Origin of the sequence: Neorhizobium sp. T7_12 (assembly GCF_002968535.1) — a bacterium.
In the GTDB taxonomy this organism is placed as follows: domain Bacteria; phylum Pseudomonadota; class Alphaproteobacteria; order Rhizobiales; family Rhizobiaceae; genus Neorhizobium; species Neorhizobium tomejilense.
The window spans coordinates 36,729-55,772 of record NZ_PVBK01000010.1 but is presented as its reverse complement, the minus strand read 5'-3'; the positions used below and the strand labels follow the sequence as shown (position 1 = coordinate 55,772).

Annotated in this window: 26 protein-coding genes; 11 read left to right on the top strand and 15 right to left on the bottom strand. The window is 57.4% G+C overall.

The window, feature by feature from the left end; genetic code table 11:
- Positions 1 to 81: 81 nt before the first annotated feature.
- Together C5J26_RS20415 and C5J26_RS20410 are read right to left on the bottom strand one after the other, a co-directional pair.
- The gene (locus C5J26_RS20415) at positions 82 to 738 is read right to left on the bottom strand and encodes a Fic family protein (protein ID WP_105403439.1); all 657 of its coding nucleotides are present in this window, start codon (positions 736 to 738) and stop codon (positions 82 to 84) included.
- 13 nt (positions 739 to 751) lie between these two features.
- Positions 752 to 1,114, bottom strand: a complete 363-nt coding sequence (locus C5J26_RS20410; RefSeq protein ID WP_105403438.1) for a hypothetical protein — start codon at positions 1,112 to 1,114, stop codon at positions 752 to 754.
- A 719-nt stretch (positions 1,115 to 1,833) separates the two neighbouring features.
- On the opposite strand from C5J26_RS20410, the gene C5J26_RS20405 reads away from it, so the two are divergent.
- From C5J26_RS20405 to C5J26_RS20395, 3 genes are all read left to right on the top strand, one after another.
- The gene (locus tag C5J26_RS20405) at positions 1,834 to 2,160 is read left to right on the top strand and encodes a GrlR family regulatory protein (RefSeq protein WP_105403437.1); all 327 of its coding nucleotides are present in this window, start codon (positions 1,834 to 1,836) and stop codon (positions 2,158 to 2,160) included.
- A gap of 370 nt (positions 2,161 to 2,530) precedes the next feature.
- Positions 2,531 to 2,767 carry a hypothetical protein gene (locus C5J26_RS20400; protein ID WP_172745968.1) on the top strand — a complete coding sequence of 79 codons (237 nt, stop codon included), beginning with the start codon at positions 2,531 to 2,533 and terminating at the stop codon, positions 2,765 to 2,767.
- Positions 2,768 to 2,804: 37 nt separating this feature from the next.
- On the top strand, positions 2,805 to 3,338 hold the full coding sequence (locus C5J26_RS20395) for a hypothetical protein (protein ID WP_105403435.1): 534 nt from the start codon (positions 2,805 to 2,807) through the stop codon (positions 3,336 to 3,338).
- A 131-nt stretch (positions 3,339 to 3,469) separates the two neighbouring features.
- Here C5J26_RS20395 and ligD read toward each other — a convergent pair whose 3' ends face one another.
- Complete coding sequence (ligD, locus tag C5J26_RS20390) at positions 3,470 to 4,525, bottom strand: non-homologous end-joining DNA ligase (protein WP_105403434.1); 1,056 nt, start codon at positions 4,523 to 4,525, stop codon at positions 3,470 to 3,472.
- A 147-nt stretch (positions 4,526 to 4,672) separates the two neighbouring features.
- Here ligD and C5J26_RS20385 point away from each other — a divergent pair, with 147 nt between their 5' ends.
- The 7 genes from C5J26_RS20385 (at position 4,673) to C5J26_RS20355 (ending at position 7,917) form a co-directional block, all read left to right on the top strand.
- Positions 4,673 to 5,158: a hypothetical protein gene (locus C5J26_RS20385; protein WP_105403433.1), complete on the top strand. Its 486-nt coding sequence runs from the start codon at positions 4,673 to 4,675 to the stop codon at positions 5,156 to 5,158.
- Positions 5,155 to 5,430 (top strand): hypothetical protein, encoded by a 276-nt coding sequence (locus tag C5J26_RS20380; RefSeq protein ID WP_105403432.1) that lies wholly within the window; start codon positions 5,155 to 5,157, stop codon positions 5,428 to 5,430. The genes C5J26_RS20385 and C5J26_RS20380 overlap by 4 nt, the downstream gene beginning before the upstream one ends.
- The gene (locus C5J26_RS20375; protein WP_245441227.1) at positions 5,427 to 5,639 is read left to right on the top strand and encodes a hypothetical protein; all 213 of its coding nucleotides are present in this window, start codon (positions 5,427 to 5,429) and stop codon (positions 5,637 to 5,639) included. Before C5J26_RS20380 ends, C5J26_RS20375 begins: the two co-directional genes overlap by 4 nt.
- Before the next feature lie 3 nt (positions 5,640 to 5,642).
- A complete protein-coding gene (locus C5J26_RS32805) occupies positions 5,643 to 5,987 on the top strand; it encodes a hypothetical protein (RefSeq protein WP_172745966.1) in 345 nt (114 codons plus the stop codon).
- A gap of 12 nt (positions 5,988 to 5,999) precedes the next feature.
- Positions 6,000 to 6,674: an SOS response-associated peptidase gene (locus tag C5J26_RS20365; protein WP_105403431.1), complete on the top strand. Its 675-nt coding sequence runs from the start codon at positions 6,000 to 6,002 to the stop codon at positions 6,672 to 6,674.
- 95 nt (positions 6,675 to 6,769) lie between these two features.
- Complete coding sequence (locus tag C5J26_RS33675; protein WP_105403430.1) at positions 6,770 to 7,087, top strand: 4-fold beta flower protein; 318 nt, start codon at positions 6,770 to 6,772, stop codon at positions 7,085 to 7,087.
- Positions 7,084 to 7,917 carry a hypothetical protein gene (locus tag C5J26_RS20355; protein ID WP_105403429.1) on the top strand — a complete coding sequence of 278 codons (834 nt, stop codon included), beginning with the start codon at positions 7,084 to 7,086 and terminating at the stop codon, positions 7,915 to 7,917. The genes C5J26_RS33675 and C5J26_RS20355 overlap by 4 nt, the downstream gene beginning before the upstream one ends.
- 94 nt (positions 7,918 to 8,011) lie before the next feature.
- Here the strand turns inward: C5J26_RS20355 and C5J26_RS20350 are convergent, their stop codons facing one another.
- Positions 8,012 to 8,821: a hypothetical protein gene (locus C5J26_RS20350; protein WP_105403428.1), complete on the bottom strand. Its 810-nt coding sequence runs from the start codon at positions 8,819 to 8,821 to the stop codon at positions 8,012 to 8,014.
- Positions 8,822 to 9,136: 315 nt separating this feature from the next.
- Between C5J26_RS20350 and C5J26_RS20345 the strand changes: the two genes are divergently transcribed.
- Positions 9,137 to 10,225 (top strand): hypothetical protein, encoded by a 1,089-nt coding sequence (locus tag C5J26_RS20345; protein WP_105403427.1) that lies wholly within the window; start codon positions 9,137 to 9,139, stop codon positions 10,223 to 10,225.
- Between the two features lie 9 nt (positions 10,226 to 10,234).
- Here C5J26_RS20345 and C5J26_RS20340 read toward each other — a convergent pair whose 3' ends face one another.
- The 11 genes from C5J26_RS20340 to C5J26_RS20285 all read right to left on the bottom strand — a co-directional run bounded on the left by C5J26_RS20340 (position 10,235) and on the right by C5J26_RS20285 (position 18,985).
- Entirely contained in the window at positions 10,235 to 10,576 is a 342-nt protein-coding gene (locus tag C5J26_RS20340; RefSeq protein ID WP_105403426.1) for a hypothetical protein, read from the bottom strand.
- Positions 10,577 to 10,786: 210 nt separating this feature from the next.
- Positions 10,787 to 11,158, bottom strand: coding sequence for a hypothetical protein (locus C5J26_RS20330; protein WP_172745964.1), 372 nt, complete (start codon positions 11,156 to 11,158; stop codon positions 10,787 to 10,789).
- Positions 11,155 to 11,757: a glycoside hydrolase family protein gene (locus tag C5J26_RS20325; RefSeq protein ID WP_245441226.1), complete on the bottom strand. Its 603-nt coding sequence runs from the start codon at positions 11,755 to 11,757 to the stop codon at positions 11,155 to 11,157. The genes C5J26_RS20330 and C5J26_RS20325 overlap by 4 nt, the downstream gene beginning before the upstream one ends.
- Positions 11,750 to 12,016, bottom strand: a complete 267-nt coding sequence (locus C5J26_RS20320) for a hypothetical protein (protein ID WP_245441225.1) — start codon at positions 12,014 to 12,016, stop codon at positions 11,750 to 11,752. The genes C5J26_RS20325 and C5J26_RS20320 overlap by 8 nt, the downstream gene beginning before the upstream one ends.
- Positions 12,017 to 12,238: 222 nt before the next feature.
- Positions 12,239 to 13,384, bottom strand: a complete 1,146-nt coding sequence (locus tag C5J26_RS20315) for a phage late control D family protein (RefSeq protein WP_105403422.1) — start codon at positions 13,382 to 13,384, stop codon at positions 12,239 to 12,241.
- A 3-nt stretch (positions 13,385 to 13,387) separates the two neighbouring features.
- Positions 13,388 to 13,600: a tail protein X gene (locus tag C5J26_RS20310; protein ID WP_105403421.1), complete on the bottom strand. Its 213-nt coding sequence runs from the start codon at positions 13,598 to 13,600 to the stop codon at positions 13,388 to 13,390.
- A gap of 6 nt (positions 13,601 to 13,606) precedes the next feature.
- Positions 13,607 to 14,065, bottom strand: a complete 459-nt coding sequence (locus C5J26_RS20305) for a phage tail protein (RefSeq protein WP_105403420.1) — start codon at positions 14,063 to 14,065, stop codon at positions 13,607 to 13,609.
- A 160-nt stretch (positions 14,066 to 14,225) separates the two neighbouring features.
- Positions 14,226 to 16,346: a phage tail tape measure protein gene (locus tag C5J26_RS20300; protein WP_105403419.1), complete on the bottom strand. Its 2,121-nt coding sequence runs from the start codon at positions 16,344 to 16,346 to the stop codon at positions 14,226 to 14,228.
- A gap of 124 nt (positions 16,347 to 16,470) precedes the next feature.
- The gene (locus tag C5J26_RS20295; protein ID WP_105403418.1) at positions 16,471 to 16,734 is read right to left on the bottom strand and encodes a phage tail assembly protein; all 264 of its coding nucleotides are present in this window, start codon (positions 16,732 to 16,734) and stop codon (positions 16,471 to 16,473) included.
- 68 nt (positions 16,735 to 16,802) lie between these two features.
- The gene (locus tag C5J26_RS20290) at positions 16,803 to 17,312 is read right to left on the bottom strand and encodes a phage major tail tube protein (RefSeq protein WP_105403417.1); all 510 of its coding nucleotides are present in this window, start codon (positions 17,310 to 17,312) and stop codon (positions 16,803 to 16,805) included.
- Between the two features lie 14 nt (positions 17,313 to 17,326).
- Positions 17,327 to 18,985, bottom strand: coding sequence for a phage tail protein (locus C5J26_RS20285; RefSeq protein ID WP_172745962.1), 1,659 nt, complete (start codon positions 18,983 to 18,985; stop codon positions 17,327 to 17,329).
- Positions 18,986 to 19,044 lie beyond the last annotated feature (59 nt).

Here is a 19,044-nt window from a genome sequence, read left to right as displayed (position 1 = left end):
TCGGTGAGCTGAGAAATGACGAATATTTGTCGACCCGTACCGACGCGAACGGGAGTTAACTTGGAGAAGAGGCGACTGCAATCAAATGCAGGAAAGCAATAGTTGGTGTAGAGCTTGCTTACTTCCGTTACGATAAGCCACAATAGCCCGCGTATAAGCAGGTTCATTTGGCCGGGGGTGGGTTTGGAATGAGGAATTGAAGTAAATATCATTCCTACCGAGGACGGCTTGCATAATAAATCGTCCCATATGACCATTTCCGTTCGCATAGGGATGAATTTCGAGAAAATAAACGAAAACCCCCGCAGCTAATTCAATCGCCCGAAACAGCTTATGAGCAGGAGGAAACATTTTCTCCGGAACGGCTTGGATCAGATGCAGCTCGTTGAATACTTCTTTCATTTTAGAAGCAAAATCGTACATTTTTGCCGGTGCGACGGAAGCTGCATGCCCCACTCTGCTGTCACCTGCTACGCCTACATTGTAAGTGTCAAGACAGCGAAAAGCCTCGCCTCTATAGTGCCCAGCATAATAGTCAAAGCTCTTTGGGGTAAGTCCCTCAAAGAAGACTGCATGTATCGGGCGGGTATCCTGAGCTGCCTTTAATTTTTGCTCTATACTAGACATGCGAAGACTATAGAGGAGATTTGCAGTCCGCTTGGATAGTATTTCATGCTTATAGTTCGGGTGATGTTCGTACTCCCAGTTGCCTGGGCACGGGATAAGCCAATCCTCCATCTGATAACCCGAATTAATCGCCGGAAGAGCTATATTTTTCGGCCAATTTTACAGACCATTCCTCGACGTTTTCGCCTCGGCGTCCTTGCAGACGCTCAAGCGCCTCTTCAGCAGCGCGAATTTCGTTTGAACTCGGCTTCCCAATGGTTGCGATAGTGTTGGCTAAATTTAGCTCTGCCCAACTCCGGTGCTGGATGATCAGATCCTGAGTGTGCACTTTGCTAGTAGACTTGATCGAAGCGCCTGAGACGACAGGCCATGACGAGACAGCGGTAATGTGTGGCATTTCAATTATGGCGCTTGCTGCACGCTGCAATATGTTCAACCCCGAACGTGGGATCGGTTGGTGAGTCATTCTTTGATTAATTGCCGCCATGATTTTCCCCCTGCTGTTGGTCGAGGAAGTTATTTAGCCAATCGCGAAGCTGTGATGCAGTGTCGAAATTGAGGTAAAAACCAACTTCCAAATTTCTTATGAGACCTGCTCTCGTATCTATCGGAACAGGTGGAACTGCCTCATCCAAAACAAATTGATCAACTCCATCCGTTTTCTTAAGCGCGTGCCTTACTACCCGGGGGACCGGAAGTCTCTCTGAATAGAGGCCTAACCACAGCTTGTTGCTTGGCGTAGGACCACCTACGAGCCCGTCGCACGCGATCTCGCGATACAACGCGGACTTGATATAGTGCACGTCAATTGTCGGCGTTGTCGACTCGTCGGTCATGATGTCTGTCAAGGATTAGCTCACAAATATCATATTCATCACAAGTTAATTATCAATCGCATTAGACGGAATTATGTTCCAAATTAGGTGGCCTGAGCCAATTAAAATAAGGAGTTTAATAACTTTCCGAAAAAAAGCCGCGATTCTTAGCTTTTCGCCATTTTTATCATGATCTGATATCGGCGGGACTAGGAATGCCCCAAGCCTTGCTTGATGTGACGCCTGTCACGCTGGCCGCTCTAGCTCAATCTTGAATAATAACATTCCAGATGTTGAAGCTACATATATCTATTTTGATTTGCGGTCGTGATCGTATTGCCCATTCCCACCGAACATACTACTTAAAATTGTTGACATTGAGGAGGATTGAATGCGCAACGGCTTATATAAAGTACAATTCCAGACACCTAATGACATCGGATACGGAGTTGTTTTTGCTCAAGACGGAAAAATGTGGGGAGGTGACTCTGCTATCTATTATGTCGGAAGTTATTCCCTTGATGGTGACACGCTCACAGCCACTGTCAAAACCGATGTCCACTCGAAATATCCGGGAAGCGGGTCGGTCTTTGGAAAAGATCAAGTCACAATCCAAATCACCGGCACGGTCAATGGTGACACCATAAATGCTCGTGGATCGTCACCTCAAGCGCCGGGCATTGGTTTCAATGCGACGATGACTCGTCTTGCCGACTGATTGAGCGCTCCAAAGCTAACGAAAGGCGATCCATAGCTTCAATTAGCCTGCTAATTTTCGTAGCTGCTTCGTCTTTTGATTTACACATATAATATATCTCCAGTTAATATTGGAGGTATATTATCACCATATCCATGCCGTGATGCTGAAGAAATACGTGAATCCGACCTTTGCGCTCAGTGGAAGGGGGCTGACGCCGGAAAGGAATCTGCCAACGCCGCTTGGTTTTTTGGCGTTGTAGGCACGGTAATTGGTGCGGGTACGTTCGTCGCCCCACGAACACGCTCTCGCGACGCCCTCCCCTTAGACGCGCTTATCCCAGTCGAGCTCTTCGCCTTGCCGACGTGGTTTGGGACTCTATTTCCTCCCGATGACCGACGTCCCCTCACCCGCCGTCCCTGCCGGCGACGAGAACCGCCACCTGTTCTGCCAGATGGCAATCGAGATCCCGCTGCAGGAGATAATCGAGGCTGCCGTGAGCGCTGGATGGGAAGAGACTGAGGTGCTGACGGCGATCATCGATGTGGCGGATAACCTCGTGCTCGCGCATGGGTCGAATGCTGAGCTCGACGCGCTTCTGAAAGCGCTGAAGCGGAACCTCGAATAGACTGAGAAGACTGACTTACGCCCGATCTGGAGCCACCATGCCCAAGCCTCTCAAGCGAATTGACGACGCAGATTTTTATGCGATGGTCGCCACGGCAACGACCTTCGAGGCTATAATAAAGGGTGCAATCGCAGTTGAAGTCGAAATAGAGGGAGTTTTCCGTCACGCTTTCGTCGACCCTGAAGCCCTTGCCGAGGTTGGTCTCACATACATTCAGAAGGCGCAATTGTTAATCGCGCTTGGACTTGAACCTCGGTTTCGCGCTCCTCTGCTTGCACTAGCCAAACTTCGGAATAAGTTTGCTCACACTCTCGATGCTGAGTTCTCAGTTTCCGACGCTGACAATTTTTACTCAAGCTTCGCCAAGCATGATCGAAACATTATCGCGAAGACGTTGGCGAATATGCCAGCAAACAAAGACGAACGAGGGAAGGCCAAAGCTTTTAGTGAGTTCCTGCCACGGGAAAAACTCAGCATATGCGTCGTCACCCTTAGAGCCGCTGTTATTTCTGCCCAGCGAGAAGTAGCGAGGGTAACACAGGCTAATATAGCCCTAACTGTTCAACCGTGAGTGAGAGAGAGGAAAGCGGGAGCGCAGCTGCCCGCCCTTTCAATTATGGTCAGGAGCAGATCGAAGCGGAGGATTGAAGCCGACCGGCTGAGCGGGAGCATATCTAAAAAGCACTTGACGGTAGCAATCGGCTAGTCCGGCAGCCGGAACGTCTCGGATAGATCCTCCGGATCGCGCAACCCCTTGAACGAAGGATGCCGCAGCTTCCCGTCATTCGTCCACGCCCGATACTCAATCTCGGCGACCAGCGCCGGAGCCGTCAGCACCAGGTTCTTGCCCGGCACCCTCACAGGCGGCAGCTTCGTCTTGAGCTTGTCGAGCTGCTTCTTCAGCGATCGGGCGACATCGTGTTTGAACCCGGTCCCGACACTGCCCACGTATTTGTAGCCATCGCGGTACCGCCCGCCCAAGAGCAGACTTGCGATCGCGCCAGGAAGCGCCGTCGACGGCTCATAACCGATGATCGCGAAGCTGTCGCTCTGGATGCACTTGATCTTCAGCCAGTCGCCAGTCCGGCCTGATCGGTACGGCCGGTCGCGATGCTTGGCAATGATGCCCTCCAAACCGAGCCGGCAGGCGTGGGCGAGAAAATCATCGGGGTCTGCCTCGAGCTCTTCCGAGATCCTGATGGCTCCAGTCTGCTCGTCCAGTGCGTCTTCCAGCAGATGCCGGCGGGCCGCGTACTCTAGGCCCCGCAGATCGTGGCCGTCGAGATAGAGCAGATCGAAGGCGTAGAGGATGGAGTTCCGTGACGGCAGCTTCCCGCCCGCCTTGCCGGATGCGCCAAGAGAGTTCTGTAGCAGGCCGAAATCTGACCGCCCCTGCTCATCGAGCACCACTGCCTCGCCGTCGAGTATCATTGTGGTCGGACCGAGGGCCTTAGCCGCATCGGCGATGGCCGGGAACCGGTGGGTCCAGTCATGGCCGCCTCGGGTGATGATCCGGACGCCAGTCGGCTCGATATGCACAGCCAGGCGATACCCGTCCCATTTGATCTCATAGGACCATTCATCACCCTGCGGCGGCTTGCTCTTCAGCAGCGCCAGGCACGGCTCCACTCGATCCGGCATGGGATCGAAGGGAAGATGGGGCTGCTTCGGATCTCGCCGCTTGACCGGCCGGCTTTGAAGCGGCGCATTCTCGTCGATCAGCAATGGCGTCGGAGGTTTTCGCGGGCGCTTTGTCATGCCCGTATTGCATCAGCAATTCCTTAAAAAGAATCCCTGTTGACTCATCCCGAGATGAGAACATAATTAGAACATCCGGCCGCCCGGTGTGGTGGCTATCCACATATTATCCACAGCTTGAGCACGCTTCGGCGTGAAGGTGTAACTATGCCTGAAACATTCGCACCCTCGCCTTCCGACGGCTCCGCAGGTGAACTTGAATACCTGTGGGCATTCGTTCGGCCGATCGATGATCCCAGCAAGGAGATGCTGGCGGCGTTGGGAGAGCGGGGCGACCAATCGTTTGAGTGTTTCCGGGCCGATATTTATGGCACCGGCCCTGAAAGCGAGTGGCCGACAATGTCCTGGCTCGAGGTGGGGTTCAGTAGATCGACGGGTGACTACCGCATCCTCTGGAAAAGCGGAATGGAGCCAACTCCGGAACTTCCGGACAATCTGCTCACCGATTGGGGCAACGGTACCGGCCCAGAAGATGCGCTGGAGCAACTCACACAACAAATGAAGGAGGAAGGTCGGCCGCTGCTGGGAGTATGCACGGTGGAGCGCGTTCGCGACGGCGTGCGCGGTTATCGGGATGCTCCCAAGATCATCGGCTTCGACTTCAATCCGGACCTGCAAAAGAGCCTTAAATGATCGAGTTCAAGCCAAAGCCAGCGACCAGATCACCCAACGAGCCGGCGCGATCCTCGCAGCCAAAATCTGCGGTTGAGGTTGAGCCCGTACCCGATGCGATCCCGGTCGAGGCCGACGGTAACGCTTGTTCCATTCCCGCACCACTGGAGCTTTCTTCCGATCTGCCGCCGAGGACCCGGGCGAAGCGCCGGGTCTCGGCGCCCAAGAAATCGCGCGCTATCGAACGGCTCGATGCCGACACAGCTCTCCTTATGCTCAATCTGGACCCATGACGATCATGCTGCCCGAACCACAGACGCAATCCGAGATCGACATCCAATGGGAAGTCGAGGCGGTGCTCGCCTGGCACGATGACGACGCCAAAGCGGCAATCGCGACATTGCTGGAGGATAACAGGCATTTGCGGAAGCAATTGGCGTTGGCGGAGTTCGCGGGGAGCCGAGGTTTCGCCCGGGGCTGGCGGCCGCGTTATGAGCGGTGATTCGTGCCCAGCGTAGAATACAAAGGCGGCGGCCATCCCTATTCTGAAGCCAAGATACCCCGGTTGCTCGACGCCCACCAGAACGGGCAGTTCGTCAAGGTGACCTGCAAATGGTGTCGTCCCCAGATTACAAGAAATTATCGTCCCATGGACATCGCCCAGCTTGTCGGCGACCGCCACGTGATGGAACTTCAACATCGCTTCCGTTGCGAAAAATGCAGGAGGAACGATTATATGGAAGTGTCCTTCGAAATGGTCATTGGCGACAGGATCAAGGGATTTCCTGTTCGTGAACTCGTCGAGATCAGGACAGTGAAGCGGCCGGTTTGGCGCGATATCAAATTGTAACGGTGAGAGCGAATGTGCAACCTCTACAATGTCACCACGAGCCGCGAGGCGGTCCTGCAGTTCACCAAATCCTTTCGCGATAAGGCTGGTTGGAACCAGCCCTCGCTTGATGTCTATCCTGGCTACCAAGCGCCGGTCGTGCGCGTCGGAGAGGACGGGCAGCGGGAAGTCGCCAGCCTGACGTGGGGTATGCCCTCGCCTCCGGCCTTCGTGAAGAACTACGACCCGGGCGTCACCAACATCCGCAACGTCAGCTCGCCGCATTGGAGACGATGGCTCGGCCCGACCAGCCGCTGCGTCGTCCCGTTCACTTCATTTGCCGAACCGGACCCTGCCAGGAAGGTCATGAGCGGCCGCGTGCCGAACGCCTGGTTCGCCGGCAGCGAGGAACATCCGCTGATGTTCTTCGCCGGGTTCTGGACCCCGTGGCGAGGCATTCGCAAGGTGCGCGACGGAGAGCGGGAATATGAGCTGTTCGGTTTCCTGACGACGGAGCCCAACGAGATCGTTTCTCCGATCCACCAGAAGGCGATGCCGACGATCCTCACTACCCCGGAAGAAGTCGACCTGTGGCTGACGGCACCATGGGATGAGGCCAAGCACCTGCAGCGGCCGCTACCAGGAAATATGCTGGTGATCGTGGAGCCGCCGGCGAAGCCGATCGAGGAGGTGCCGACATTGCTTTGAGCGACCTTTCCGCATGAGTGCCAGGGCACGTCAACTTGATGTTATATTCGGCGAACGCTACTCCTACCTAAACTAGAAAAAGGTCTATCAAGCGAATGCCCGCGCGCCACCTCTTTAATTCATCTGGAAAGTGGATCGCGTTCTCGGTGGGAAAGCACTTGTTTTCCACTAAAGGTACGTGGGTTGGCTGGTTTCCTTGGGATGACGATGAGGCCGTTGACAAACAGGGCAACTATTTAGGGCACATCGTTCAGAACAGGCTACTTAAAAGGTTGAACCGGCGATTTCGGGGCTATCCCGGCTATCCCGGCTACCCCGGCTATCCTGGTTACCCCGGATACCCTGGCTATGCCGGGTACTTCCGGATGCCTCTCGGATACACGGATGTTGACGAAGGCAGGATAAGCGCATGAGGAGAACATCGGAAAGAAAGAAGGTATTGCTTGAGCTTGCCGGATTTAATTCTGACACCGCTCATGAAGCGGTAAAGAGAGCCGCGTTCATCCACAAGGAAATGACGGAAGCGATTTCAAATTTCCATACCCTTTATGAAAGCGCTACTAGCCAGGAGAATGTAAATTCCCACGCGGCAGAAGATCTTCTTCGGGCAATGTTGTTGTTTGCGGGATCTGGGCTGGATGCAGTCTTTAAACAATTGATAAACGATGCACTTGCGCACGTCATCGAAAGAGACCCTGGAGCTCAGCGCGAATTTCAAAAATTTGCCGAGCGCCGCATCCGCAAAAGCTCAGCTTCTGACGATTCGAAAGGCGGGGCTCAAGCATCCACGGACTTTGCCTTGCTCGCAGAATTGCTGGTGAGCACCGAGCCGCGAAAGATAATGCTCAAGCAACTTACAAGATCACTGACTAGTGACAGCCTACAATCCAGAGATCAGCTCCTAAAGGCGGCCAGCTACTTCGCGATCGGCAGAGAGGATTTCATGCCAGCTCATGGGGTCACTGATGCTGCGTTTAAGGCGCGCAATCAGATTACCCACGAAATGGATGCTGACTTGGCGAGTCAGCAAGGACGACGCAAAAGAGAATATCATCAGATGATAGAGTGGTGTCAAAACATCGTAGCTATCTCCGAAGCCTTTCTTTCGCAGGTTGCCGCTCGACTGTCAGATAAAACTGGCTCGTCGGAGGAGAGCGATGAGGCGATATCGGCCGAAGCATTCCTGATCGAGGACGACGACACCATTTCGGCCCTAGCAGAAACCGTCGAGCGGTATGAATAAGCCTGAACAGGTTCTAATGGGTTGCAACGCTTAGGGCAGAGCAATGCAAAATGGTGCTTAGCGCCACTCCCCTCCGCCAGCGGTCGCGCTTGGATTATCCGCAAGTGACATCTGCGATAGCATAACCGCACTTATTGCCGCCGACCGAAACGCGCTGATGAAAGGCCGACTTGCCGTCTGGGTACCCCCGCTTTCTACACTCTTGGACCGCTACCCCGTCACCCCAAGCACTTCCGCATCCATAGAACACATCTGATTTCTCTGGGCAGTTCCCCAAATATTCCCCCAAGCAGGCCGTGATAATGATGCGAGGCATCGAGCTCGCGTTCGCAGTCGCTGCTGGCTCGCCCTTGTCCCGGTAGGTCGACACGCGGACCATGCCATCGGAATTGACTACCTTGACTGGATATTGCCAAGCCTCGGGTGCGGGGCTCTTATTGCAGATCGTAATCCATTTATAAAACGATCGGTCATCCACATCGACCTCCAGCTTTTCATTTGCAGGACGAGCCATGACAATATCGGAAGGTGGCTGGGCAATCGCAATCACATAGCGGCATTGGCCCCCGGGCACTGTGACTGGATATGGATATTCTTGATCCTTCTTAAGTAGCTTAGAGAGAGCATTTCCGGTCACTTCTTTTGAGCCGCTGAACTTCAGCGATATGGCTTCCGCCAAATCGGCCCAGGCGCCGGAGCCAAAGTAGGTTGAAAGGTTTAAAGATGCTTGGTCTAGCCTAGCCTTTTGTACGGCGCGGAAGAACTCGATCCCCCCACCGAACGCAATAATGAAGGCCGATAAGAGCGTCGCGACCATATACAGCCGAGGATTCGGACGGAACGTAAGAACGATAGCGGAGATCAAAGCCAAGGCTAGGCCAAGCCCAATGGTTCCAAAACTCAACCAACCTCCAACGGATTCTAGGAACACTGGATCTGTCAGGCTACCTGAAGGGTTCATGAAACACCTACAATACTGGTGGCAGGGCTTTTCGTTGCATAACACGTTGTAGTTGCCACACCAACAGACGACCAATACCTCAATATGAGAGTTTCGGGATACCAAAGGTCGTAACAAAGGCACTTCGCACACGCCAATGCACAAACAGACAAAGCCGCCTCTCCGATCAAGGAGAGGCGGCAAAAATTGCGCTATACCTAAGGTTGACTACTGCGACTAATGTGCCATTCTCGCGCAGTGGGTCAGTTGGAGGGGGCTATGCTTAATTTCAGGAAGATTGCAGTTTTTTTTCTCGCTGTGATGTGGGCAGGTTCTGGTTACGCGCAGGACTATTGCGGAGATGTCTTAAGGTACGCTGCCAAAGATTACTCTCTGGAAACGCAGCAAGACAGCATCGCCAAAGATATCTATGATCAGACGTGCACTGGGTCGCAGGCAAAAGATACGAAAAGTTTCTCTCTTGGTGCCGAGGCCGTAATCTATTCAGTGCCAGCAAAATTTAATCTCGGAAGCGGCTCTACCAAGGATCGGGTCGAACACTTCTGTCGAACTTTCGATTCTGATTACCGTGCAAACACCGCCCGCTACAGGGAAACTTCGCTTGTGTCGAAGGAGGCCGTAAGCGCCTGGTCAAACTGCGTGCAACTATCTGGCGAAGGGGTAAAGTTCAAACCTCTTATTACCACGACACAAGTTACTATAGAAATCAAAAAGACGGCTCCTGACGCTGTTGAGGTCGCGGGAATCCAATTTGATCCATCGCTCCTTGCTTGCTCGGTCCCTAACGACAACAACCAAGCGACCCGCGTCGACGCGACGATGAAAACAGTAAAAACCCTAAATAGTGGTGGCACATGGCAAGTGTCTTGCGACCGCAAATCTCGCTCTGACGATCACCAGCAAACCTACCGGGAAGCAGACCTGTCGGTCCACACATCAAAGGGATCATTTACAGTTCGCGTGCCGGCAGACGCCGCTATTGGCCCACAATCGGCCAGCGAGATAAACGAGAAACTCCGGCTGGTCCAAGCGGGCTTACAGCAACAAGCCGCTAAGATCCCCGAACTGCAGTGCGACCTCGTTTCAGTGGACAGTGGACCGTTCACTCGCTTTCCAACGGCGGAAGCGAAGATCCCTGCAGGCTACCAATTAATGGGCGGTGGCTGTGACCTCAGTGGTGCGGAGCCGGGGCAAGCCGGTGGACGTGCTCACAATGGCCCAATCACCGCCAGTCGCCCGAATTCGTCTCGCGACGGGTGGTATTGTAAGGCCATGGATCCGCCTGGGGTTCCTCTCGCTTATTCCGTTAGAGCGTGGGCGGTGTATTGCCGAGCCCAGATGAGGTAGGTGCGCGCCTTACCCCGCCCTCGCCCGCCGCTGCGGCTGATTTTCATAGAGCCGGTCGAGACGTTCATGGACACCGTCAATTCGGTTTCCCACCCCCTCGATCGCCCTCATGATCTGAGTCGTCTGCTCCTGCATGCCAGCCTTGGTGACGTAGGTCTCTGCGGTGTGGAGCTTGTGTTCGGCAAGTTCCTGCCGCGTCAGGGAGGCAAGGGCGTTCGCAGCGGAGGCCAGCAAGGATGCTTCAGTCTTCGCCTTTTCGACCTTGCCCTCGACGCGCCACCAGATACCCCAGAGGGCTCCGGACAGCATGACGAAGAAGCCTACCACGTACATTAGTTCTTGGCCGGTCATCTCCAACCCCGCAGCGCGTCATCCCGAGACACCACAAAGTTCCGCAGCGCCAAGTGGCGGCGGTAACAATCCAGCAGCGCCGATCGATCCGAGATCCACAGACCCTCTACCTGAGACTGCGTCAGCGGCTTGTTGCCTAGGTCAACCGGCAACCCGCACGCCTTCAGCAACTTGCTATCCGGAGCGGCCAGCACAGGCGGCTTCACCGGACTAACGGATCTTGTTGATACGCTGCACCCCAGCATCACCAATGGCAACGCGGTCAGCATCAGGATCTTGCTGAGCTTCACTGGCCAGCCTCCTTCGGAGTTCTAGGTTGTCGGCTTCGGCGGATTCGAGAGCGGCGATGGCTGCGGCCTCCCGCTGCTTGGCCGCATTGTTGGTGATCGTCTGCCGGCGCTGTTCGTTGGCGTCGGCTTCGGCGAGAGCGGCGGCGGTGGCGGCAATCTGCTGTTCGTAGTGAGCAGCGGCTCGCTGGTAGCCTTTGTGGTCGACATAGGTGTAGGCCCCAAGCAGCAGCGCAAGCGCAGCCACAGCGCCCGCCAGCCAGCGCCCCACGGGGCTTAGGAGGAAGGCAATCATGCGGGCAACCCCGTAACGCATACCTCGGCCTCGCCCGGGCGGGTGGCATCACCCATCTCGCGACGATTGACGAGTCCTCGGAGACGGACGCCGCCTGCCTTGTTGAAGGCCGTGGCAGCTTCGCAGCTTAGGCGATAGTTCGGTTCCGCCCTGAGACGCGCGGCGTCATTGACGATGCGGACAGCCGTCGAATTGCATGTCGCGCCGGCGCCTACGTTCCAGGCGAGCGTCAGCATGGAACCGCGCCAACTGAGCGGCGCCTTGTCCCAGTTGCGCACGCACTTAACGAGATGCGGCCGGTAATCTCGCTCGAGCTTGCCTGCTGTGCGCTTGTCACAGCCCACGGGCGTCTCGACCATGCCCTTACGGACGTCGGTCGTGTCGCCATCGCAGATCGTGTAGACAGGCTTCGTCGGAAGGGTGTCGAGGTAGGCGATGAGATGTCTGCCTTCCCATGGCTGCATGATCTTGATTGCGAGCGCCGTGTCATCGTGGACGTTGGGCTGGCCTGGGAATATCGCCACCATACCGGCGACGGCTGCCGCAGCCACGCCTGCAATCAGCTTGCCGGCCCGCTTCGTCGCCAAAATCTTATTCACTGGCAATGGTTTTCTCCTTTGGCTGCGCCACATGCCGCGCTATCCAGGCGCCGCCGAGCAGCGCCAGCGTCACCCACCACGGAATGAAATCCGCAATGAAGGGCACGAAGTTGAGGATGATGTCGGCGACGGCCGCGAGCTCAATGAGCCGCAGCGACCATGCGCGCTTGACGACCGACCCGGCATCCGGAATCAGCCAGGCGCGGACGGGCCGCCAGGCGCGCCGAAGTACCCGGCGCCAGTCAGGAATGAATTTCATTTTCTTGATCCTTTGGCCCGCTCATAGATGTCGCGGGCCGATAGCTCGTCGGCGCAATGATGCGGCTCTCCCATGACCTGTCCGACAAGACGGCAAAACAAGCAGTCGTCGCCCCACCGCATCGCAGCGCGCAAGCACAGTGTCTTGCCGGACGGCCCACCCGTTACGGAGCAAGCCATCCGGCTGAAGTTTGCAATCAAGTCGTGGAGCATGGCCGTTGCCCTAGTTGTCGTCTGTGCTGCCGTAGCGCCGCGTCTGATTCCACAGGTCAGGCGTTGCCGGCGTCCCTGCAGGCGCGTCCTTGGCAGGTGTGCTGCTGCCGCCGCCTTCGCCGTCGCCGCCGCCATTTCCAGACGACCCGTCCTTCTCTCCGCCGGACTTGCCGTCGTAGAGCTTGGCGCTGATGGCCGTGGTGTAGCCTGACTTGCTGAAGGCGTGCGTGACTGTGCTGATGACGTAAGGCACGCCATCAAGGCCGGGACGAACGCCCTGAAACAATAGCGGCGCACCAGCAACGATTGCCGTGTCGCCCACCACCGTGACCGAGGCAGAGCCCTCCCCGCGCTTCAGATCTTTGGCTTTGGATTGCGCGGCCTTATCGGCTTCCTCGACGCTTGAGAACGGTTCGGGGATGCGGTAGACGCTATCGCCATCTTCGTCGCTATCGGCTTCGATCTCGACGCGCTTGGCTTGGTCCTTGTCCTGATAATAGGCGACCACCTTGCTGTATTTGGTCCGGTCGTTGGCCTCGAATGTGCATGAGCCTTCGACGATCCGTGGTGGGCTGACGACCACCGAGCCGACGAAAGCGCCGGTCGATGCATTGCCGGACCCCTTGGCAGAGAACACCAAGCGGCCAGCCTTCACGGCAAACAGGGCGTTGTGGCGCTCCGCCAGTCGGCTTAGAAAGTGGATGTTCGATTCGTCCTGCTGCGCAAACCAGTCGTAGACATGGGCGCCAATGGATTTGTCCACGCTGGCCTGGAGATCGCTTTCTCTGGCCACATCATCGACGATCTCCTTGACGGTCTTGCCTTCCCAGCTTCGTTCCTGGCGTTCCTTCAGCTTGCCGCTGCGCAGGTCCGCGGACTTGCCAGAGATCGACATGCCGAACGGCAGGCACTTGCACGTCACCTTGTCGACCGTAAACTGGCCAAGGCTGCGCAGTGTGCCGTAGCCTATACGGATATCGACGACGGCTCCGGTGCGAGGAATTGCCAGCATCTGTGGCGGCCCGTCGTTCAGTTCCATTTCAAACGTGTCGGCCTCGCCGCCATCGTTGTCCGTGACGGACGCGGAAACCAGCCTCTCGTAGAAGCCGCCGGCGACGGACTGGCCGTCGATAGTGATTTCAATCTTCGGGCGCATTGGTTACTCCCAAAGTTGCACGAGTTCGCGCGCTGGCGGCATTGTCTGGATATCCGGCAAAACAATGATAGTGCCGTTGGGGAGATTCGGCCCCAGAGCAGCAAGGCCGGGGTTGGCGTCGAGCACCGTCTCTGTGACGCCGGCCGTCCGCCCGTAGTGGTCGAGGCAGACCAGATCGACCGTCTGGCCTTGCCTGGTCGTGTAGCGCGTTGCCATGGTTCATCACCCGAACAGATTGAGGATTGGCGAAAGAATGCCGCCGGTAGACCCGCCGCCACTGTCGTTTTGGCCGTATCGCTTCAGTGTGATGGTGTAGGAGTTACGCCTCGCCTCGCCGTAGGCGGTGAAAAAGCTCTTGTCCTCGTCGACGGACTGAATGGTGAATCGACCGTGGATCGTGCCGAGCGTGGCATCGCCAGACACCAGCATCAGGACTTGGCCCGCATTCGCTGCGGCAATGATGCCGTCCAGGGAAGACTGCCCTCCATTCTGCGCTGGAAAAAGCACGCCTTTGATGCTGACCTCTTCCGAGGTTGGCCCAACCCATTGCATCTGGTCGAGCGTCTGCGCCACCTTGACCTCTGCCCACGGAGTCTGCACCTTGCGGGACATGCCGTCGTAGCCGAAGCCGATCGCCTCGAATGCATAAGGCCCAAGAGCCATCGCGGTTGGTCCGGACATGGCGTCTCCTGTTGACAAATTTGTAAAGCCCGCCGAGGGTTGCCGGCAGGCTCTCATGACCAACTGTCATGAAGTTAGCATTGGCAGAATGGGTCCATCGCGCTTAGCGGCCAGCCGCACACAGGTCCCTCCGTGTTGCGAAGAGAAGTGGGTTCATCGCCTAATCGCTAAACGACGACTCGTAAGCATTCCGACTGATAGTGCCCAACTGGCTTGCAGCGGCACCCGCTGCTGCCTGCGGATCCGATACGCCGGTGATGGTGATTGGCGCGTGCACGGTGACGTTCGGTGGCACACGATTGACTTCCTGCACCTGCTGGACGCCCGATGGCTGCGTCATTGCGGCGATGCTGCCGCTGTCGATGCGCGTGTCGCCAATGTCGTCCGCAGTTTTACCCGGCAGTGTGTCTGTGGTGTTCCCACCTATGCCCATCGCACGCGCCGCCTTGGCAGCGTCCATGGCCATCTGCGCAACCACAGCGGCTTGCGGCGACTGCGCCGGCATGTTTGCAATTGCCGACCCGATTGCGTGCGCAAGGTCAGTCGGTGACGGCATGATAGATTGCCCGCGCGCATAGGAAGTATCGCCCGTGTATGACTCTTTGGCGACCGTGTAGGCTCCGCCAATGGCAGCACCAAACGTCCCAAGTCGACCGAGCCCGAGCAGGAGTGGCTTAAGGCCGCCGCCTCCAGCGGCGGGAGGTTGGCCACCTCCGCCTGGCTTTCCTGGTACACCGCCACCACCGACGATCGCAGCAAGAGTCCCTGCCGCCTTCAGCGCGCCAATGATGGTTGACGCCCCTGACAAGAACATCATCGCGGCGGCGAGCTTACGAATGGTGCCGGCCAGCATCAGGATGCCTGTCGACCACAGCATGATTTGAAACCCATACGGCGCAAGATCCGCGAAGAACCTGGCTATGGGGTTTTCAGCGATGGCCGACGTCAGCGACCTGATGTCCTCGCCCCATTTGCGGAACTTAACGAATATAAGGCCGATCTTATCCGCCGCGGCGGATCCGTCTTCAGCGCCAAACAGGAGGTCGCCAAGATCATTGATCAGATCGCGAATGCCACCGTCTACGCCGAAGCCCTTGAGGAATCCCTGCGTTGCCGCATCCATCTGCGCAAAGATGTGCGCCCGCGCGCCTAGCGAATCGATAACGTCGCCAATGCCAAGTGCCGCCTCCCTGATCTTGGGAAGCATCCGGTCACCCATGGACATCCCAAGTTCGGCGAACTTATTTTGAAGCAGTTGCAGCACGTTCGCCGTGGTGTTGGCGCGCGCCACGTATTCCTTGTAGGCTGACCCGGCGTATTTCGTCTTGTCGCCGACGCTGTTCAGCGCCTGGTCAAGCAGCCCGATGTTGCCGATCAGCGGTGCGAAGGCTTTCGCCTCGTCGCCAAAGAACTGACTGAGTAGCGCGATATGCTGGTCTTTGGGCGCCTTGCCGATTGCCTTAAGCACGGTTTTCAGCGCTTTCGGCGCATCCTTCTGCATCTGCTTCGCGATGGTCGGGAGATCCAGCCCAAGCGCCTTGGCGGCGTCTCGCTGCTCCTTCTTCGCGAACTTGCCGCGTGTCAGGGCCTTGACGACATTTTGCATAGCCGTGCCAGCCGTCTCAGACTGCGCACCAGCCGCGATCATGGCCGAGCCGATGGCCGCGATCTCTTCCTTGGCAAAGCCGCCCATCTCGGCGAGAGCGCCGACCCGGAGCATATAGTCCGTGACGTCCTTGGCCTTGGACGCCATGTTGTTCGATAGGTGGTTGATGGCGTCGGCCAGGTCGCCGGTCTCCGGAACCGTGAGACCAAGCTGTGTCTTCAGCTTGGCAAGCGCCTCGCCGGCCTCTCCAGCGCCAAGATCGAAGGCGATGCCCACGCGGGCCGCCATCTCGGAGAACGCCTTCAGATCCTGCGTGGCAACGCCGGACTCGCCGGCGGCTGCAAAGAGTGCCGCGATGTCCTTGGATGCGATCGGCAGTACCGTGGACATCTGGCGAATCGTCCGCGACATGTTTTCAAACTGCTCGTCGGTCGCGTCGACGACCTTGCGGACGTCAGCGAACGCGGACTCGAAATCCATTGCCGCACCGGCTGTGGTCTGAAGACCTTGCGTGATGCCGAGATAGGCACCGCCGAACGCAGCGATGCGCCCGAACGTGCCGAGCAACGCGCCTTGTGTTGCCCGGATGCCGTTCAGCGAACTGTTGATAGCCTTCGCCCGTCCAGTCACCTGGTCCAAAAGCGAGAGGCGGAGCGTGCTGTTGAGAATGGCCATTATGGGCTCCGCGTCTGCTTCAGAATTTCGGCGGCGGTGTCAAACCATGCCAGCGCCTCGTCGGGAGACAGGCGCTTGATTTCACTCAGGGGAGTCGAAAGTACATGCGCCACAACGCCGGCAACTATTCGCCAGTCGTGGGCTCCGGCTCGTTTCCCAGAAGGTCCGCGGTCGCCTTCATGATAGCCGTCAGGTCTTTGGCACGGATCTTCTTGAAGGCAGGAAGCGGCGTGTCGGAGATCGACGCCAGCACAGCCATGGTCTTCGTCAATTCGCCGGTCACAGCGTCGCCAACGATAAGGTCGCCGATGGTGGCTTCACGGAAGGTCAGTGCAGAATAGGTTGTGCCGTTGTGCTCAACGGGCTTTGAAAGCGTAATGGTGGTCATCTTTGTCTCCTCAAAAGAGCGTGGTGTGGGCGGCGGGTTGGTTGCCCGCCGTCGTGTTTGTCTCGCTGTTACAGCAGCAAAGCGTTGCGGATGCCCTGGCGCTGCGAGACGCCTCCGACCTTGATGTCGAAGTCATCGATCTCGTAGATTGGATCGCCATCGATCTCGAGCTTGTAGTAGTTGACGCTGACCGTGTAGTCGTTTTCGGCCTGGTCGCCGCCCTTCCATGTGCCGGCATCAGCCTGCTTCAGGAAGCCGCGAAGGGTCATGACTGCGGAGTGCTCCGAGCCATCCTCGTCGACGAGGGCGCCAGTGATCATGAACGGGTTTTCGGTCCCCGGTGCGAGACCGAAGAGCTTCAGCGTCTGCGGGTCAAGCCCGGGCATCTTGAAGCTGAATTCCAGCTTCTCGTAGCCCATGTGGACTTCGCGCGGCTTGATCATGCCGGCGTTGCGCATTTCGTCGACCTTGGCGGCCGGGACCGGGGGCGTGATGTCCCCGATCTGGCCAATCTTGAGCGTGCGGTCAGCCCATAGCATGCAGTCTCGCAGCAGGAAGCTGGGAAGGTTATTCGCCATAATTCAGGATTCCTTTAGGCTGCCAGCGTCAGCGGGCCGTTGTCGATCGCGCCGCGTACCTCGTCCAACAGAAGCTGGTAATACAGGATGTTGCGGTGGGTCGTAATCTTGATTTGTTCCATGATGCCGACAGGCTCGAACTCGACATTCAGGAAAATCTGGCCGTTGGCATTGGTGGTGGGCGCATTCTGATCGCCGAGCCATACACGTCCGCCGAGGATGTCATCGTTGGCGGCGAACACTCGCAGTGCGGCGTTGCCGTCTTCAATCATCATCTTCAGGTTGCCGAGCGTCAACTTCTTGTCGACCCACTGGAAGTAGATGTCTTCCAGAGCCTCATTGATCATGTCGGCCGTTGCCCTGACCGAGTCGAACTGCCAGATGGCTACGTCCGTCGCCAGGCGCGAACCCCATGTGCGAAGACCGCCACGCTCATTGATAACAGTCGAGACCTGATTTTCGTTCAGGTAGTTGCTGTCGGCAGGGTAAGCGATAGTGCGGGCAACGCCGTCGAGAGTACGGATGATCTTGTTGGAGACCGAGCCGGAGACGCCTTCAGCCGAGGCCACGACGCGAGCGCGGACGCCGGCAAAGACCGGGGCGATAGGAACGGTTACCGGAGTGCCGGCGACGTTCTTGATGCCCTTCGGGTCGATAACCAGGATGCGTCCGCCATTGACCGTGTTGCGGAAGCGGATTGCTTCTGCGTTGGTCGTGTTCGGGCCGCTGATGTAGGCGCGTGCGCGGATCTGCGGGCATACGACGTTGAGCGCAGAGATGAAGGGGCTGGCCGCATCGCCGATATTGGCAACAGCCGCACCGCCGGACCCGCCGCCACCGAATAAGGAAACCGTAGGTGCCGCGCCGTAACTGTCGCCGGGCTCGGAGACCGTCACGCCTGTGATGGGGCCACCAAGCACGGCGGTCAGGATTGCGCCAGAACCGCCGCCGCCGGAAACGGTGACCGCAGGTGCAGTGACGTAGCCGCTGCCCTTGTTGTTCATCGTGATGGCGGTAATCAGGCCACCGGAGACGGTAGCCGTCGCGGCTGCCTGTACACCACCGGCCGGAGGCGCTGCGATTGCAATCGTCGGTGCGGTTGCATAGTCGGCGCCCGCGTTGGTGATTGCGATCGACGACACCTTATGCTTGTTGATGGCGGCAGTCGCGGCAGCATCGCCGGAACCGGAGAACGTTACGGAGGGAACAGACGTGTAGTCCGCCCCGCCGTTCGTGACCGTTACCGAGATGACACCGTCTTCGATGTAAGCGCCCGTGTCGCCGGCAGTCACGATGACGCGCGGCTGAACGCCAAGCAGTGACTTCGCCTTCAGTGCGGCGTAAAGACCGGTGCGCGCGGCTGCGTCACCAATGAGGTTGGCCTGCGCCACGTCCGCATCTTCGTCGTCTTCGACGCGGTTGACAATAACGGCCGAGCCGCCCTCGCCAAACACCGTCGCGATGTCAGCAAGCAGCGTGCCTTCATCGCCAAGCAAACTGGCCTGCGCCATGCTGGTGACGTAGGTCGGGGTGTTGAGCGGAAATGCAGCAGCATCGGCATCTGGCGCCGTGCCGTTGATGAAGGTCAGGCCGAAGTTGCTGATACGCAGCAAGGAAGGCGAGTCCGCGCTTTCATTAAGCTGGACGCCATGGAAGTACGATAGGTCAGCCAATGCGGCCTCCTTCTTGTGTGGTGGTGGGGCGATTTAGGTGGTTGTTGCCCGCGCAGTGG